The 14,043-nt window shown below is 73.4% G+C and carries 10 protein-coding genes; 7 read left to right on the top strand and 3 right to left on the bottom strand.

Features of this window, described 5'->3' with window-relative positions; genetic code table 11:
* Window positions 1–417: 417 nt before the first annotated feature.
* The 4 genes from AB0F71_RS07970 to AB0F71_RS07955 all read left to right on the top strand — a co-directional run bounded on the left by AB0F71_RS07970 (window position 418) and on the right by AB0F71_RS07955 (window position 4,412).
* Window positions 418–1,401, top strand: coding sequence for a hypothetical protein (locus AB0F71_RS07970; protein ID WP_360229736.1), 984 nt, complete (start codon window positions 418–420; stop codon window positions 1,399–1,401).
* Between the two features lie 191 nt (window positions 1,402–1,592).
* The gene (locus AB0F71_RS07965) at window positions 1,593–2,231 is read left to right on the top strand and encodes an NUDIX hydrolase (protein ID WP_360229734.1); all 639 of its coding nucleotides are present in this window, start codon (window positions 1,593–1,595) and stop codon (window positions 2,229–2,231) included.
* Window positions 2,232–2,550: 319 nt separating this feature from the next.
* Window positions 2,551–3,348 carry an SGNH/GDSL hydrolase family protein gene (locus AB0F71_RS07960; protein ID WP_360229732.1) on the top strand — a complete coding sequence of 266 codons (798 nt, stop codon included), beginning with the start codon at window positions 2,551–2,553 and terminating at the stop codon, window positions 3,346–3,348.
* 320 nt (window positions 3,349–3,668) lie between these two features.
* Window positions 3,669–4,412 carry an SGNH/GDSL hydrolase family protein gene (locus tag AB0F71_RS07955; RefSeq protein ID WP_360229945.1) on the top strand — a complete coding sequence of 248 codons (744 nt, stop codon included), beginning with the start codon at window positions 3,669–3,671 and terminating at the stop codon, window positions 4,410–4,412.
* A 112-nt stretch (window positions 4,413–4,524) separates the two neighbouring features.
* On the opposite strand, the gene AB0F71_RS07950 is transcribed toward AB0F71_RS07955, so the two are convergent.
* The 3 genes from AB0F71_RS07950 to AB0F71_RS07940 all read right to left on the bottom strand — a co-directional run bounded on the left by AB0F71_RS07950 (window position 4,525) and on the right by AB0F71_RS07940 (window position 9,080).
* Window positions 4,525–5,415, bottom strand: coding sequence for a nitroreductase/quinone reductase family protein (locus tag AB0F71_RS07950; protein WP_360229730.1), 891 nt, complete (start codon window positions 5,413–5,415; stop codon window positions 4,525–4,527).
* A gap of 415 nt (window positions 5,416–5,830) precedes the next feature.
* Window positions 5,831–6,976 (bottom strand): polysaccharide deacetylase family protein, encoded by a 1,146-nt coding sequence (locus AB0F71_RS07945; protein ID WP_360229943.1) that lies wholly within the window; start codon window positions 6,974–6,976, stop codon window positions 5,831–5,833.
* A gap of 274 nt (window positions 6,977–7,250) precedes the next feature.
* Window positions 7,251–9,080, bottom strand: coding sequence for an AMP-dependent synthetase/ligase (locus tag AB0F71_RS07940; RefSeq protein WP_360229941.1), 1,830 nt, complete (start codon window positions 9,078–9,080; stop codon window positions 7,251–7,253).
* A gap of 751 nt (window positions 9,081–9,831) precedes the next feature.
* Between AB0F71_RS07940 and AB0F71_RS07935 the strand changes: the two genes are divergently transcribed.
* From AB0F71_RS07935 to AB0F71_RS07925, 3 genes are all read left to right on the top strand, one after another.
* Window positions 9,832–12,993 carry a nitrate- and nitrite sensing domain-containing protein gene (locus AB0F71_RS07935; RefSeq protein ID WP_360229728.1) on the top strand — a complete coding sequence of 1,054 codons (3,162 nt, stop codon included), beginning with the start codon at window positions 9,832–9,834 and terminating at the stop codon, window positions 12,991–12,993.
* Window positions 12,990–13,409 carry a roadblock/LC7 domain-containing protein gene (locus AB0F71_RS07930; RefSeq protein ID WP_030283024.1) on the top strand — a complete coding sequence of 140 codons (420 nt, stop codon included), beginning with the start codon at window positions 12,990–12,992 and terminating at the stop codon, window positions 13,407–13,409. Before AB0F71_RS07935 ends, AB0F71_RS07930 begins: the two co-directional genes overlap by 4 nt.
* 182 nt (window positions 13,410–13,591) lie before the next feature.
* On the top strand, window positions 13,592–13,996 hold the full coding sequence (locus AB0F71_RS07925; protein ID WP_360229939.1) for a DUF742 domain-containing protein: 405 nt from the start codon (window positions 13,592–13,594) through the stop codon (window positions 13,994–13,996).
* Window positions 13,997–14,043: the final 47 nt, after the last annotated feature.

The following is a 14,043-nucleotide window of genomic DNA, read 5'->3' as shown; positions in this document are numbered from 1 at the left end:
TCGATTACTCGGGGTGGATTGTCAGTGGCTCTGTGTATGTTCCGTGGCGTCGGCGGATCCGGGGGTCGGAGGCCGACCGGACAGGAGGAGACCATGACCGTGCGGGAGTCGGTGTACGAGGTGTCGGGAGCGGTGTCGGGAGTCGTGGTGGTGCGGAAGCGGCTGCTGCGGGAGCCGGGGGCGCTGCTGTTCGGCGGGCGGAGGCCGGGGTCCGGGCCCGGGAGCGGGAATGGGGCCGGGAGCGGGGCCGGCCCCGGGTACGGGCGGCCGCCGGCCGGTGGCCCCGGTGGGGCCGCGCCGCCGGGCGCGGGCCGACCGCCGGGTGCGCGGGCCGGTGGTCCCGGTGGGGCCGGGGGAGCCGGGGCACGGGGGCGGCGCGGTGGCCGGGCCCGCGGGGCGCCGCCCCAGCCGGTGGCGGTGGCGCTGGCCGTCGAGGCGGAGGACTTCGCCGTGCTGGCGGAGTACGGGTTGTTCGGCGCGCTCGGGCACCACGAGTACCTGGTGCGGGCGGAGGGTCAGCTCAGGGGCCTGTACCAGCAGGGGCTGGAGGTGCACCTGCGCGTCCTGGAGGCGGGTGACTTCGAGGACTACTGCGCCGCGCTCGGCCTCGATCCCCGGGCGTCGGCCGCCCGGGTCGCGTATGCGGGGGATCCGGACCTGGCCGGGGAGCCCTTCGTCTACGCGGGCGAGCCGATGGCCGACCTCCTCCCGGTGCTGCTGGACGACCACCGGGCGCGGGTGCGGATGTCCGTCGCCTGTGCGGTGCTGCTCGACGTGCTGGGTGACGACCTGGCCGGGCAGCGGCGGATGGCGGCCGTGATGCGGTACGTGACGTCCGTGTACCTGGCGCTGGCCGAGGGCGCGGGGGAGGGCTGCCACCTGCTGACGCTGCGCTGCCACGGCCCGGAGGACGGCGAGCAGCTCACCTCGGCGGTGGACCTCTGCGTGGAGGCGGGGCGCCTGCAACCCGCCGGGCGGGACGTGGAGGCGTTCTGCGTCACGCTCGCGGCCGGAGTGGCCTCGGGCGGCGCGGGGGCCTTGCTGCTGCACGGCGACCCGGCCGCGTCGCCGTCGCGGGTGTCGCAGTGGTCGTCGGACTGGTCGTCGAACCGGTCCTCGGGTGCTCCGCCGGGCGGGCCCGGAGCCGGGGGCGGGGGCGGCAACGGGCCCGCGGGCGACGGCGGGAGCGGGCCCGCGGACGGGGCGAGGTCCGGGCCGCGGGTGCGGGGCTGGGCACTGGCCGGTGGGCGGCTGCGGCCGATGACCGCCCACGAGGTGTTCGACGAGCTGGCCGACGACGCGGCGCGCGGGCTGCCCTTCCCGCCCGGTGCGGTCCCGCAGCCGGGGTTCCCGCTGCCGGGCCTCCCGGAAGCCGGGGGCGGGGGTGGGCTGCTGGGGTGATCAGGGGGTTCGCGGCCTCCGCATCCACCATGCGGCGCTGGGGACTGTTCATCGACCGCCTGTTCGGGGAAGATCGGAGAAGATCAACAGCAGGAGTGCGCGGTACCCCACGCCGCCACTCCGGTCGCTCCGCTCCGTACCGTGCTCCGTAGGGTCCGGCGAGCCCGACACCGAGAGGGGGGACGCGCGGCATGGGCCGGATCGAGTTCACGGCGGAGATCGCCGAGCTGCTCGGGAAGGTGCGCCGGCGTCCCACGGCGGGTTGGCCGTGGCGGCCGGGCGAGCAGGTGCCGGACGGGCTGCCGATGAAGCAGTCCTGGGGCTGGCTGTTCGCCCCGGACGGCCGGGTGCTGACCCTGGTCAACCCCAGGGACGGGATCTGCTCGCTGCCCGGCGGCTCGCTGGAGCCGGAGGACGACGGCGACCCGGCCGCCGCCCTGGCCCGGGAGGCGGGGGAGGAGGCCCAGGCCGTGATCGGTCGGCCGTACTACCTCGGCTACCTGTACGACCGGGTCGGCTCGGCGAACGGCGGGCACGAGTGTGCCCGGGTCCGGATGGCGGCCGCGCTGCGGGCGGTCGGGCCGAGCGCGGCCGATCCGGCCTCGGGCCGGCACTACCGGCGGCTGCTGGTCGCGCCGGGGCTCGCGGTCGAGCTGCTGGGCTGGGGCGAGCCCGGGCTGCGCCAGGCCCGGGCGGCGGTCGCCACCGCCGTCCGCTGGCTCGGCGTGCCGGCCGCCGCGAACGAGGAGATCGAGGAGCTCCCGGTCGAGGGCTGCACGGTCTTCCCCGGCCCGGTGTACCCGGGCGGCGGGCGCTTCCCGCGGTACTGAGCCGGGCCCTCGGAACGCGGTCGGCGGCGTGCCGTCCCCGGAACGGGCTGCCCGGCGGCGGGCCCGGAACTGACGCACCGGCGGCCGTACGCCGACCTTTGGCTGACGGCGAGCTGACTTCTCGGAAGTTTTTTGTCTACACGCGATGACCGACACGCGTCGACATACACCCGCACCCACCTGGGCGAACTCACGCTCGGTCGAGGGTAGTTCACTTCCCTGCTATCAGACGGCCCGTCAATGTCCTTGGCATGAGCGCTTCCGCGCGGGGCTACTGCCTGGTATCCCTTCTGTGACCCACGTCATATCAGGAGGTGCCATGCTCCGCCCTGCTCGTGCCCTGTCCGTCGCCGCCATCGCGGCCGGTCTCACCATGACGACGCTCTTCACGGCGTCGGCCGCCGATGCGGCGGGTGTCAGCTACGTCGCCCTCGGGGACTCGTACTCGGCCGGCGTCGGTGCCGGCAGCTATCTGAGCGACAGTGGTAGCTGCAAGCGCAGCACCAATGCGTACGCGTACCTGTGGAAGAACACGAACAAACCGTCCTCCTTCTCCTTCGTGGCCTGTTCGGGGGCGAGAACCGGCGATGTGCTCAACAGTCAGGTCTCCGCGTTGAACAGCGGCACCACGCTGGTCAGCCTGTCGATCGGCGGCAACGACGCGGGCTTCGCCGACACGATGAAGACCTGCGTGCTGGGCTCCGACAGCGACTGCCTCAACGCCGTCAACACGGCGAAGAGCTACGCGACCAACACCCTGCCCGGCCAGCTGGACCGGGTGTACTCCGCCATCAAGGCCAAGGCCCCGAAGGCCCACGTCGTGGTGATGGGCTACCCGCACCTGTACAAGGTCGGCGGCGACTGCATCTTCGGCATCGGCGACACCAAGCGTGCCGCCATCAACGGTGCGGCCGACACGCTGGACGGCGTGATCGCCAAGCGGGTCGCCAATGCCGGCTTCACCTTCGGCGACGTGCGCGGCGCCTTCACCGAGCACGAGATCTGCGGCTCGCAGAGCACCTGGCTGCACAGCACCACCCTGCCGATCGACGAGAGCTACCACCCGAACGCGGCCGGCCAGTCCGGGGGCTACCTCCCGGTGTTCAGTCGCTCCTGAGCGAAGCGGCGTCGAGCGCGTCGGTGCCGGGCGGTCACGGCCGGCAGGTACCGGCGCGACTCTCCGCGCCGGAGTGCGCGTACGCCTGTGCAGGTCGCGTGCGCGCCGGCGCCCGGTGTGACGGTCGGCGTGAGCGTGCCTTGCTTGCAGGGCAGTTCACCTCCCGCGCCGGCGGGCTGGCCGCCACCGTCTTTGGCATAAACACTTCCGCGTTCGATTGCCGCTTGGTCTCCCTTCCTGTGACCCCCGTCATATCTGGAGGTACGATGCTCCGCCCTGCCCGTGCCCTCTCCGTCGCCGCGATCGCGGCGGCCCTCACCATGACGACGCTCCTCACGGCGTCAGCCGCCAATGCGGCCGGCGTGAACTACGTCGCCCTCGGCGACTCCTACTCGGCCGGTGTCGGTGCCGGCAACTACCTGGGCGACAGCGGCAGCTGCAAGCGCAGCGCCAACGCGTACGCCTCGCTCTGGACGAACGCGAACTCCCCGGCCTCCTTCACCTTCGTCGCCTGCTCGGGCGCGAGAACCGGTGACATCCTCAACAGCCAGATCTCCGCGCTGAACAGCGGCACCACGCTGGTCAGCCTCTCGATCGGCGGCAACGACGCGGGCTTCTCCAGCACCATGAAGACCTGTGTGCTCGGCTCCGACAGCGACTGCCTCAACGCCGTCAACACGGCCGAGAACTACGCGACCAACACCCTACCCGGCCAGCTGGACCGGGTGTACAGCGCCATCAGCGCCAAGGCCCCCAACGCCCACGTCGTGGTGATGGGCTACCCGCACCTCTACCAGATCGGCGGCTACTGCCTCTTCGGCATCGGCGACACCAAGCGAGCCGCCATCAACGAGGCCGCCGACACCCTGGACGGCGTGATCGCCAAGGAGGTCGCCAACGCCGGCTTCACCTTCGGCGACGTGCGTGACGCCTTCGCCGGCCACGAGATCTGCGGCTCGCAGGACACCTGGCTGCACAGCACCACCCTGCCGATCGACGAGAGCTACCACCCGAACGCGGCCGGCCAGGCCAACGGCTACCTCCCGGTGTTCAGCCAGTCCTGAGGCGTCCCCGCTCTCCCGCTCCGTTGGTCCGCCGTCCCTGGCGGGCTGACGGTGTGAGGCCGGTGCCGCCGTCCCCTCCCGGGCCCTGGGAGGGGGCGACGGCACCGCCGCGTCAGTGGCCGGCTCCGGGGCCGGGCCGCACCGGCGGGAAGGGGATCCCGGCGAGAGCGGGCAGCAGCTCCGCCTCCTCGTGATCGAGGTGCGCCTCCAACTCGTCCGACATCCGGTCCAGTTCGGAGCGGAGCCGGTCCGGCTCGGTAACCTCGATCCCGGCCAGCAGTGCCACCAGTTCCTCCTTGATCCGCCCGATCGCCCGGTGCTGCTCGCCGAGCCGCTCCAGTACCCCGGCGAGCTCCGGATGGCTGTGTGCGAGGGCGGGGAAGATCGCGGAGTCCTCACCGGTGTGGTGGTGCGTCAACCCCTCGCAGAACGCCAGGCAGTGCTGGCGCAGTTGCAGCCCGAGCCCGGCCGGGCTGCCGGGGGAGTGGGCGTGGGCCTCGGCCCGGACGTGGCGCAACTGGGCCCGCAGCCAGCTGTGTGCCTCCAGCAGCTTGTCGGCCAGGCTGCGGACGTCGCGGGGGTGGCCCGGCGGCGCTTCGGGGCGCTCCAGGACGACTACCGGCAACTCCCGCTCGGTGTGCGCCTGGTAGTCGCCGTACCCGGGCGCCCGGCGGACGACGGCGGCGAACAGCCGCGCGCGGCGTGGACCCTCGGCGGGTACCGCGACCGCGTCGAAGGTCTCGGTGCCGAGCTCGACCCGGACCACGGGGTGGGCCAGCAGATTGCGGTACCACTGCGGGTGTTCCGGCGCGCCGGCCGCCGAGGCGATGACCAGCAGTAGCCCCTCGGACCGGACGTACCCGAGCGGTACGGTGTGCGGTCGGCCGGAGTGCGCCCCGGTGGTGGTCAGCAACAGCAGGTCGCCGCCCTCGAACGGGCCGCCGACCCGGCCGTCGTTGGCGCGGAACTCCTCGATGACATTCAGGTTGAAGGACATGGGCATGTGTGTGTAGTGAAGTCTCCTGCGAGTGAGGGGCGCGGCCACACACGGCGTCACGCGACGAACGGGCGGACACCGTGGTGGCCGCCTGGGTCAGATCAGGGCAGCGGAGAAGGTACTCATCGCGCATCGTCCCTTTGCATGCAAGGTGCTGGCTCGGCTGCCGGCCGGCCCACTGCTCTGTGGCCGACGCCGCGCTGCACGCCCCCATTAGAGGTGGGCCGCGGATGCCCTGTCAATGGGCGTGATCACCGTGGAGCGAACAGCGAACAGCGAACAGCGAACAGCGAACAGCGAACAGCGAACAGAGAACAGGGAACGGATAACAGCGAACGGATAACAACTGACAGATTTCATCATCTGAAATCTGTCAGCTGTCATCTGTCATCCGTTCGCCGCCTGGGGCGGACCGGACCGGTCAGCGCAGGTAGTCGATGAGCCCGGCCGGCTTGAGGCCTGCGGCGTCGGCGGCGGCGAGGGCGCGCGGCAGGTCGGTGGCGAGGGTGTCGGTCCAGTGCATCAGGATCACGTCGCCCGGCTGGAGCGGGCCCGGGTGCCAGATGTTGGAGGCGCCCCAGCTGTAGTCGGCGTCGGCGGTCAGTACGGTGCGGATGCCGCAGTTGGCGGCGGCCTGCAGGGTGTCGGCGTTCCAGGTGAAGAACGGCGGGCGGAACACCACGGGTGCGGTGCCGAACAGCCGGGTCATCGCGTCGCGCGCGTCGCAGATCTCCACCTGCTGCCGCTCCAGCGGGAGTTTGCTCAGGTCGGAGTGCGAGACGCTGTGGTCCTGGATGGAGGAGCCGGGCACGGCGGTGACCCGCTTGAAAAAGTCCGGGTCGGTGCCGGCCGGCATCGGCAGCGGGAAGGCCGTGATCGGCAGGTGGTGGTCGGCGATGAAGCGTTCCGCCTCGGGGGTGCGCTGCCAGCCGTCATCCACGGTGAAGAAGACGACCTTGTCGGTGGTCGGGATCGAGCCGGCCGCCACCGCCGGGGCGGGCGCCGGGCCGTCGACCCGTACGTCGTCCACCGAGAACGGGCCCTGCTGGTACCAGCCGTGCACGTACAGCCGGACGCTGTGGGCGTTCGGGCCGGTGGTGAAGCGGGTGGTCAGCTGCTGCCAGCCGCCGGAGGTGGTCTCGGTCCAGGCAGGAGCGACGTCCTGGCCGGTGCCGGTGGCGCCCAGGTAGACGAAGGCGCCGCGCACCCAGGCCGAGGCGGTGTAGGTGGTGCCGGGCTGGACGGCGACGGTCTGTGCGCACTCGCCGGTGGAGTCGTCGTTCGCCGGGGTGACGGTGAGCGCCGAGGTGCCGGAGTGTGCGGCGGTGGTGGTGACGGCCGCCTCGGCCGGGCCGCCGGTGCAGTTCCAGCCGGGGATGCTGCCCCAGTCGGCGAGGTCGGGGGAGGGCAGTTCGAAGCCGGGGTTGGTGGCCAGGTTGACGGTCGCGGCGCCCGTGCCACTGCCGGGGCCGGTGGGGGAGGCAGCGGGAGCGGCGGACGCCGCCGGGACGGCGAAGGCGGTGAGCAGCGCGACGGAGGCGGCCAGCGCGGACAGGCGCGTGGACATCGACACGTGAGGACTCCAGCAGGTGGGGGCACGCCCGTGGGGAGGGCGCGAAACGGGAATCTGGACCGTGGAACCGGGGCGCTCCCGGAGGGGCGGGAGCAGGTGGTGCAGGTGCGCCGCACTCGGACCGAAGAGCAACAATGGACTGGACCAATCCACCCGTCAAGAGAACGGCAGGTGAACCGCGGGGCGAACGATCCGTCCTGAAACGGGACAAGACGGAACGTCAGAAGACCTGTTCGGCAGGACGGTTCGGATGGAGGTCCGGCCCGACTCAGGAGAGGTACAACTCCTCGATGTCCGTCGAGTAGTACTCCGCGATCGCCGCCCGCCGCAGCTTGAGCGAGGGGGTCAGCAGCCCCTGTTCCAGGCTGAACTCCCGTGGCAGCAAGCGGAACGCGCGGATCGACTCCGCCCGCGAGACGGCGGTGTTCGCCGCCGCCACCGCGCGCTGGATCTCGATGTGCAGCTGCTCGTCCGCCAGCACCGCCCAGGCGTCCAGTTGCTCCCGTCCACGGGTCTTGAGCCAGTGCGCCAGCGCGGCCGGGTCGAGGGTGATCAGCGCCGCCACGTACGGGCGGTCGTCGCCGACCACCAGGCACTGGGAGACCAGCGGGTGCGCCTCGACCCGTTCCTCCAGCGCCGTCGGGGCGAGGTTCTTGCCGCTGCTGGTGACGATCAGGTCCTTCTTGCGGCCGGTGATGGTGAGGTAGCCGTCCTCGTCCAGCCGGCCCAGGTCGCCCGTGCCGAACCAGCCGTCGACCAGCGATTCCGCCGTGCACCGCGGGTGGTTGAGGTAGCCGCCGAAGACCGAACCGCCGCGCACCCACACCTCGTCGTCGTCGGCGATGGCCACCGAGGCGCCCGGCACCGGCTGCCCGACGGTGCCGAGCTTCTGTCGGCCCGCCGGGTTGGCGGTGATCGCCGCGCTGGTCTCGGTGAGGCCGTAGCCCTCGTAGAGCTGGAGCCCGGCGCCGGTGAAGAAGAGGCCCAAGTCCCGTCGCAGCGAGGAGCCTCCGCACATCACGGTGCGCACCCGCCCGCCGAGCACGGCGCGCAGCTTCGGGTAGACGGTCCGCTCGTAGGCGAGGTGGCGCAGCCGCAGGGCCGTACCGGGGCCGGGGCCGCGGCCGAAGGCCTTCTGCTCCCGGGCGGCGGCCCAGTCGACGGCCACCTGCCGGGCCTGCTCGAAGAGTTCGCCGCGCCCGGCCTCCTCGGCGGCGCGCCTGGCCCGCTGGAAGATCTTCTCGAAGACGTACGGGACGGCGTGCAGGAAGGTCGGCCGGAAGCTCGCCAGGGCGGGCAGCAGGGCGTCGGTGGAGACTTCGGGGACGTGCCCGATCCGGAAGCCGCCGCGGATCGCCGCGATCTGCACCGCCCGTCCGTAGACGTGCGCCAGCGGCAGGAAGAGCAGGGTGGCGGGCTGGCCGCCACCGCCGGTGTCGCGCAGCACCTCGCCCCAGCCGGTGAGCAGCGAGTCGGCCTCGGCGGCCAGGTTGGCGTGGCTGATCAGGCAGCCCTTGGGGCGTCCGGTGGTGCCCGAGGTGTAGACCACGGTGGCGATGTTGGCGGCGGTGACGCCGAGGCGCTGGCGGTGCACCAGGGCGTCGGGGACGCCCAGGCCGTCCTCGGTGATCGCGGCGACGCAGTCGCGGTCCAGCTGCCAGATCCCGGTCAGGTCGGGCAGGGCGTCGCAGACCGCGCCGACGGTCATCGCGGCGTCCTCGTCCTCGACCAGGCAGGCCACCGCCTGGGTCTCGGCGAGGATCCAGCGCACCTGCTCGGGGGCGGCGGTGGGGTAGACGGGCACGGTGATCGCGCCGATCGACCAGAGTGCGTAGTCGAACAGCGTCCACTCGTAGCGGGTGCGGGACATCAGGGCGACCCGGTCGCCGTAGCGCACGCCGCGGGTCAGCAGGCCCTTGGCGAGGGCGAGGACGTCGTCCCGGAACTCCCGTGCGGTGACGTCCCGCCAACGTCCGTCGCCGGTCCGCCGGGACAGTTGCACCAGGTCCGGGCGGTGTTCGGCGGTGTCGTACAAGGAGTCGGCGAGTCCTCCGGTGGCCTCGGGCCCGGCCGGGGCGGGGGTGGTGAACTCGCGCACAGTCCTCCCCAGTTCGCGTCGCACGGCGCTGTCCGTCGGCCCCGGCGCAGGGGCACCGGGGTGGCGGCGCCCGGGCGTGCGGGGTGGTGCGAAACTATCGGATCGGCCTGTCACTGCCCAGGGTTGTGGCGGTGACGCGACGAGATCGGCACCGATCCGCGCGGATGGTGTCGCAGTTGGGGAGGAGTCGCGGAGGCGCCCGTGGGGTCCCTGGCTCCGCCCTGGCTCCCCTCTGGGTTCCCCCTGGGCCCCTCTGGGTTCCCCGGCTCCCCCTTGCTCCCCCTTGCTCCCCCGCGGTTTCTCCTGGGACTCACCTGGGAGTCGGCCGGGAGCCGTCGGTGCGGGCTGGGTGGCGGGTCGGGGAGAGGGGCCGGGTCCGGCTCGGGGCGGGGTAGGGCGGGGTGGATCGCGGCCGCCCCCTGACGTGTCCGGGGCAAGGCGGAGAAGCGGAATGGTTCGACCCTCGAACGTGTGGTCAGGGCGTAGTAGAGTCTCGCAGACCTGTGGCCGGGAGCCCCCGCAGCTCCCTGCCCAGGACTCCCCGAGTACCGCCCCGCCCGCCGTCCAGCTTGCCGTCCCACCCGTGGCCCCCTCGTGGTCACGCCCGCAGTTCCGACCCTGGTTCCCTCCCCGGTTCCAGTGCCGGTTCCAACCCCAGTTCCGCCCGCAGGTCCGCCCGTCACCCCCAGTACCCCGGAAGCCCTCCGAACCGCTCCCCGTCCGCGCCTGGCACTTCCCGACCGAGGACTCCATGCGTTTGCGCAGCAGCTCGATCCGCGCGAAGATCATCGCGCTGCTCCTGGTGCCCATCGTCGCGCTCGTCGCCCTGTGGGCGTACGCGACGCTCGCCGCCACCGGGGACGCCTGGAGCCAGTTGTCGATCAGCCGTACGTACAAGGAGTACGGGGCGGCGGTGGACCAGTACACCGGCGACCTGCAGAACGAGCGCCGCGCCGCCGTCCAGCACCTGGCCGACCCGAACTCGCCGGTCGCCCGGGACGGCTTCGAGCACGCCAGGGCGGCCACCGACCGCAGCCTCGCGGTGCTGCGGCAGAAGAAGGACACCGCCGGCGACCGCCTCTCCACCGGCCAGCGGGCCCGCCTGCTGCAGATCATCGCCGCCGCCGACCAGCTCGGCCCGCTCCGCGCCCAGGTCGGCCGACTGGCGCTCAACTGGGAGTTCGCCCTCGGACAGTACAGCGACCTGATCCGGCCGGTGTTCGGCTTCCGGTCCGCGTACGTCGCCCGGCAGAGCGGCCAACTCCCGCGCCAGGGCACCATCCTGATCGAGCTGGTGCGCGCCCGCGAGTACCTCTCCCAGGAGGACGCGGCGATGGAGGGCCTGCGCACCGGCGCGGCCCGGCCCACCGCCGAGCAGTACCAGGCCGCGCTGGACGCCCTGCACAACCAGCAGGCCCTGTTCACCGTCTACATCGCCGAGCTGGAACCCGCCGACCAGGCCGACTACATCGCGCTGCGCGGCGGCGAGGCCTGGGGTGCGCTGGCCCGGGCCGAGGCGGACTTCGTCGGCGCCGGCGGCCCCGACCGGGTGGTCCAGGCGCTCAACGGCGACAACTGGCGGGAGACCGCCGACCGCTCGCTCGGTGACCTCTCCTCGATCAACTCCCGGATCACCGCCGGGATGGACGAACGCGGGCGCTCGGCCGCGATCGCGGCGCTGTGGCGCGGCGGCATCGCCGGCGCGATCGGCCTGGTCGCCGTCGTGCTGTCGGTGATGATCTCCTTCCGGATCGGGCGCGGCCTGGCCCGCGAGCTGATCAACCTGCGCAACGCGGCCAATGAACTCGCCAGCACCCGACTGCCGTCCGTCATGCTCCGGCTGCGTCGCGGCGAGCCGGTGGACGTCGCCGTCGAGGCGCCCGAACTGCGGTTCGGCCAGGCCGAGATCGGACAGGTCGGCCAGGCCATCAACGCGGTCCAGCGGGCCGCCGTGGAGGCCGCCGTCGAACAGGCCGAACTGCGCCGCGGCGTCGCGGCGGTGTTCGTCAACCTGGCCCGGCGCAGCCAGGTGCTGCTGCACCGGCAGCTCACCCTGCTCGACACCATGGAGCGCCGCACCGAGGACCCGGCGGAGCTGGAGGACCTCTTCAAGGTCGACCACCTCACCACCCGCATGCGCCGACACGCCGAGGGCCTGATCATCCTGGCCGGCGGCTCGCCCGGACGCGCCTGGCGCAAGCCGGTCCGGATGGTGGACGTGGTCCGCGCGGCGGTCGGTGAGGTCGAGGACTACGCCCGGGTGATCGTCCGGCCGTTCCCCGGCACCGGCCTGCTCGGCAGCGCCGTCGCCGACGTCACCCACCTGATCGCCGAACTGGTCGAGAACGCCGCGGTGTTCTCTCCGCCGACCACCCAAGTCACGGTTCAGGGTGAGGTGGTGGCGCACGGCTTTGCGCTGGAGATCGACGACCGCGGACTCGGGCTGAGCGAACAGCTGCTCGCCGAGATCAACGAACGCATCACCGAGGAGCAGGAGTTCGACCTCGCCGACACCGACCGACTGGGGCTGTTCGTGGTCAGCCGGCTCGCCCGGCGGCACGGCATCCGGGTCCACCTGCGGCCGTCCCCGTACGGGGGGACGACGGCGGTGGTGCTGATCCCGCGCGAACTGCTGGCGGAGGCGCCCGACGGGTTGCCGGAGCCGCCTGCGGCCGGGGGTGGCTCCGGCGGTGTCGCCGGCGGAGGACGACGGCCGGTGGGCCGGACGGTCGGGCGTACGGGCGGGCGCACGCCCGGGCGGCGTGACCTGGTCGCGGTGCCCGACCCGGCCTCCGGTGGTGCGGCGGGCCCGTCCGCGGAGCCGTCTGCGGACCCGTCCGGGGGCGCTGCCGCGGCCCCGGATGCGGCCGCCGCTACGGCTACGGATCCGTCCACGGGCCGGTCCGTGAGTCCGGCGTCCGCCGGGGGAACGGGCGGGCGGCATCGGGTGACCGGCGGACCGCGGCCGTCCGTGCCCGAGGCCGGGCGTACGGCCAACGGGCTGCCGCGCCGGGCGGCACGGACCAAGGGCGGTCCGGTGCTGGTGCCCGCGCCGTCGTCGGACGTCGAGAGCGGGACGGGGACGGGACGGCACCGGCGGGACGCGGCGCAAGCCGCGGTCGCCGCGGTGGACGCAGTGCCGGTGGAGGCGGCTCCGGCCGACGCCGTGCCCGAGGATGCCGTGACCGGAGGTGGGGCCCCCGTCGCCGCCGCTCCGGCCGACGCCGCGCCCCGGACGCCGGGCGGGCTGCCCCGCCGGGTCCGGCAGGCGAACCTCGCGCCGCAGCTCAAGGAACTGGCGAAGGACCGCCTCCGCGGGGAGACCGGGGCCGCGGGCCGGGCCGGAGGAGTGCCGTCGGAGGCCGCCGACGTACGGGAGGCCGGCCGAGCCACGGAGGTCCGGGAACGCTCGCCCGAGGAGGCCAGGGCCACCTTCGCCTCGTTCCAGCGCGGCTTCACCCGTGGCCGCGGCACCACCGCCTCGGCGGACCGTACCGCCTCGGCGGACCGTACCGCCCCAGGGGACCGTACGGCCGCCTCGGGCGCCTGGCCCGTCGCCGTACCGCGCTGGCAGCCGCCGGACACCTCCCGGCGGGCGATCAGCCCCGCGCCCGCCCCGGCGGCGCTGCCCGCACCCGCGCCCGAGGACGCCGCCCGGGCGCCGCTCGCCCGCCGGATCCCGCCGGGCCAGCCGGTGCGGCGGAACCCTGCGGCCGTCCCGGCCGTACCACCAGTGACACCCTCAGTGCCCGTACCACCGGCAGGACCCGCCACACCGGCAGGACCCGTAGCACCGGCAGTGCCCGCTACGGCCGCAGGACCCGCAGGACCCGCTGCACCCTCAGGATCCGCAGGATCCGCAGCTCTCGCAGTGCCCGCACCACCCGCTCCAGCGGAAGGAACTGATTCATGACCACTTCGACGCAGCCGTCCGGGGACCTCAACTGGCTCCTGGACGACCTGGTGGGCCGGGTCGCGGCCCTGCGGCACGCGGTGATCCTCTCCAGCGACGGGCTGGCCACCGGCGCCTCGCGCGACCTCGACCGCGAGGACGCCGAGCACCTCGCCGCGGTCGCGGCCGGGTTCCACAGCCTGGCCAAGGGGGCCGGCGGGCACTTCAAGGTCGGCGGGGTCCGGCAGACGATGGTGGAACTGGACGAGGCCTTCCTGTTCATCACGGCCGCGGGCGACGGCAGCTGTCTGGCCGTGCTGAGCGAGGCCGAGGCGGACATCGGCCAGATCGCCTACGAGATGGCCCTGCTGGTCAAGCGGGTCGGCGAGCACATGGCCGCCGAGCCGCGCACCGAAACCGCCGCGCCGAGGGGCTGAGCGGTCCGATGGCGGATCCGATGGCGGACGGCTCGGTGACCCCGGAGGACGCGGAGCCGGCGGGTACGGCCCCGGACGGTGCCCGGCCCGACGGCTCGGCCCGCGACGGCTCGGCCCCGGACGGTGCGGGCCCCGACGGTGCGGGGCCGGAGCAGGACACCCCGGGTGGACCCGAGGTCGACCTGTTCCGGCCGCGTACCCCGGTCGACGACCGGTGGTTCGACGACGAGGCCGGACCGGTGGTGCGGCTCTACTCGATGACCAGGGGCCGCACCCGGCCGGTCGAGGAGGGGCTGTTCGACCTGATCTCGCTGGTCACCGCCAAGGAGCCCGGGCCGGAGGCGGGGGCCGTGCCCGCGCACGTCCTCGACCCGGAGCACCAGACCCTGCTGGCCTGGTGCCGCCACGAGCCGCTGTCCGTCGCCGAGCTCGGCTCCTACACCGACCTGCCGGTCAGCGTCGTGCGCGTCCTGCTCGGCGACCTCTACGACGCCGACCTGATCAGCGTCACCCGACCCGTTCCGCTCGCCGAGCTGCCGGACGAGCGCCTGCTGCGAGACGTGATCAATGGACTCCGTGCGCTCTGACCCCACCCCGCCGAGCACCGCTCCGAAGCCCGCCGGGAGCGCCAACG

The sequence above is a fragment of the Kitasatospora sp. NPDC028055 genome (assembly GCF_040637885.1).
In the GTDB taxonomy this organism is placed as follows: Bacteria; Actinomycetota; Actinomycetes; order Streptomycetales; family Streptomycetaceae; genus Kitasatospora.
The sequence above is the reverse complement of the archived record's forward strand: the minus strand, read 5'-3'. Positions and strand labels throughout refer to the sequence as shown.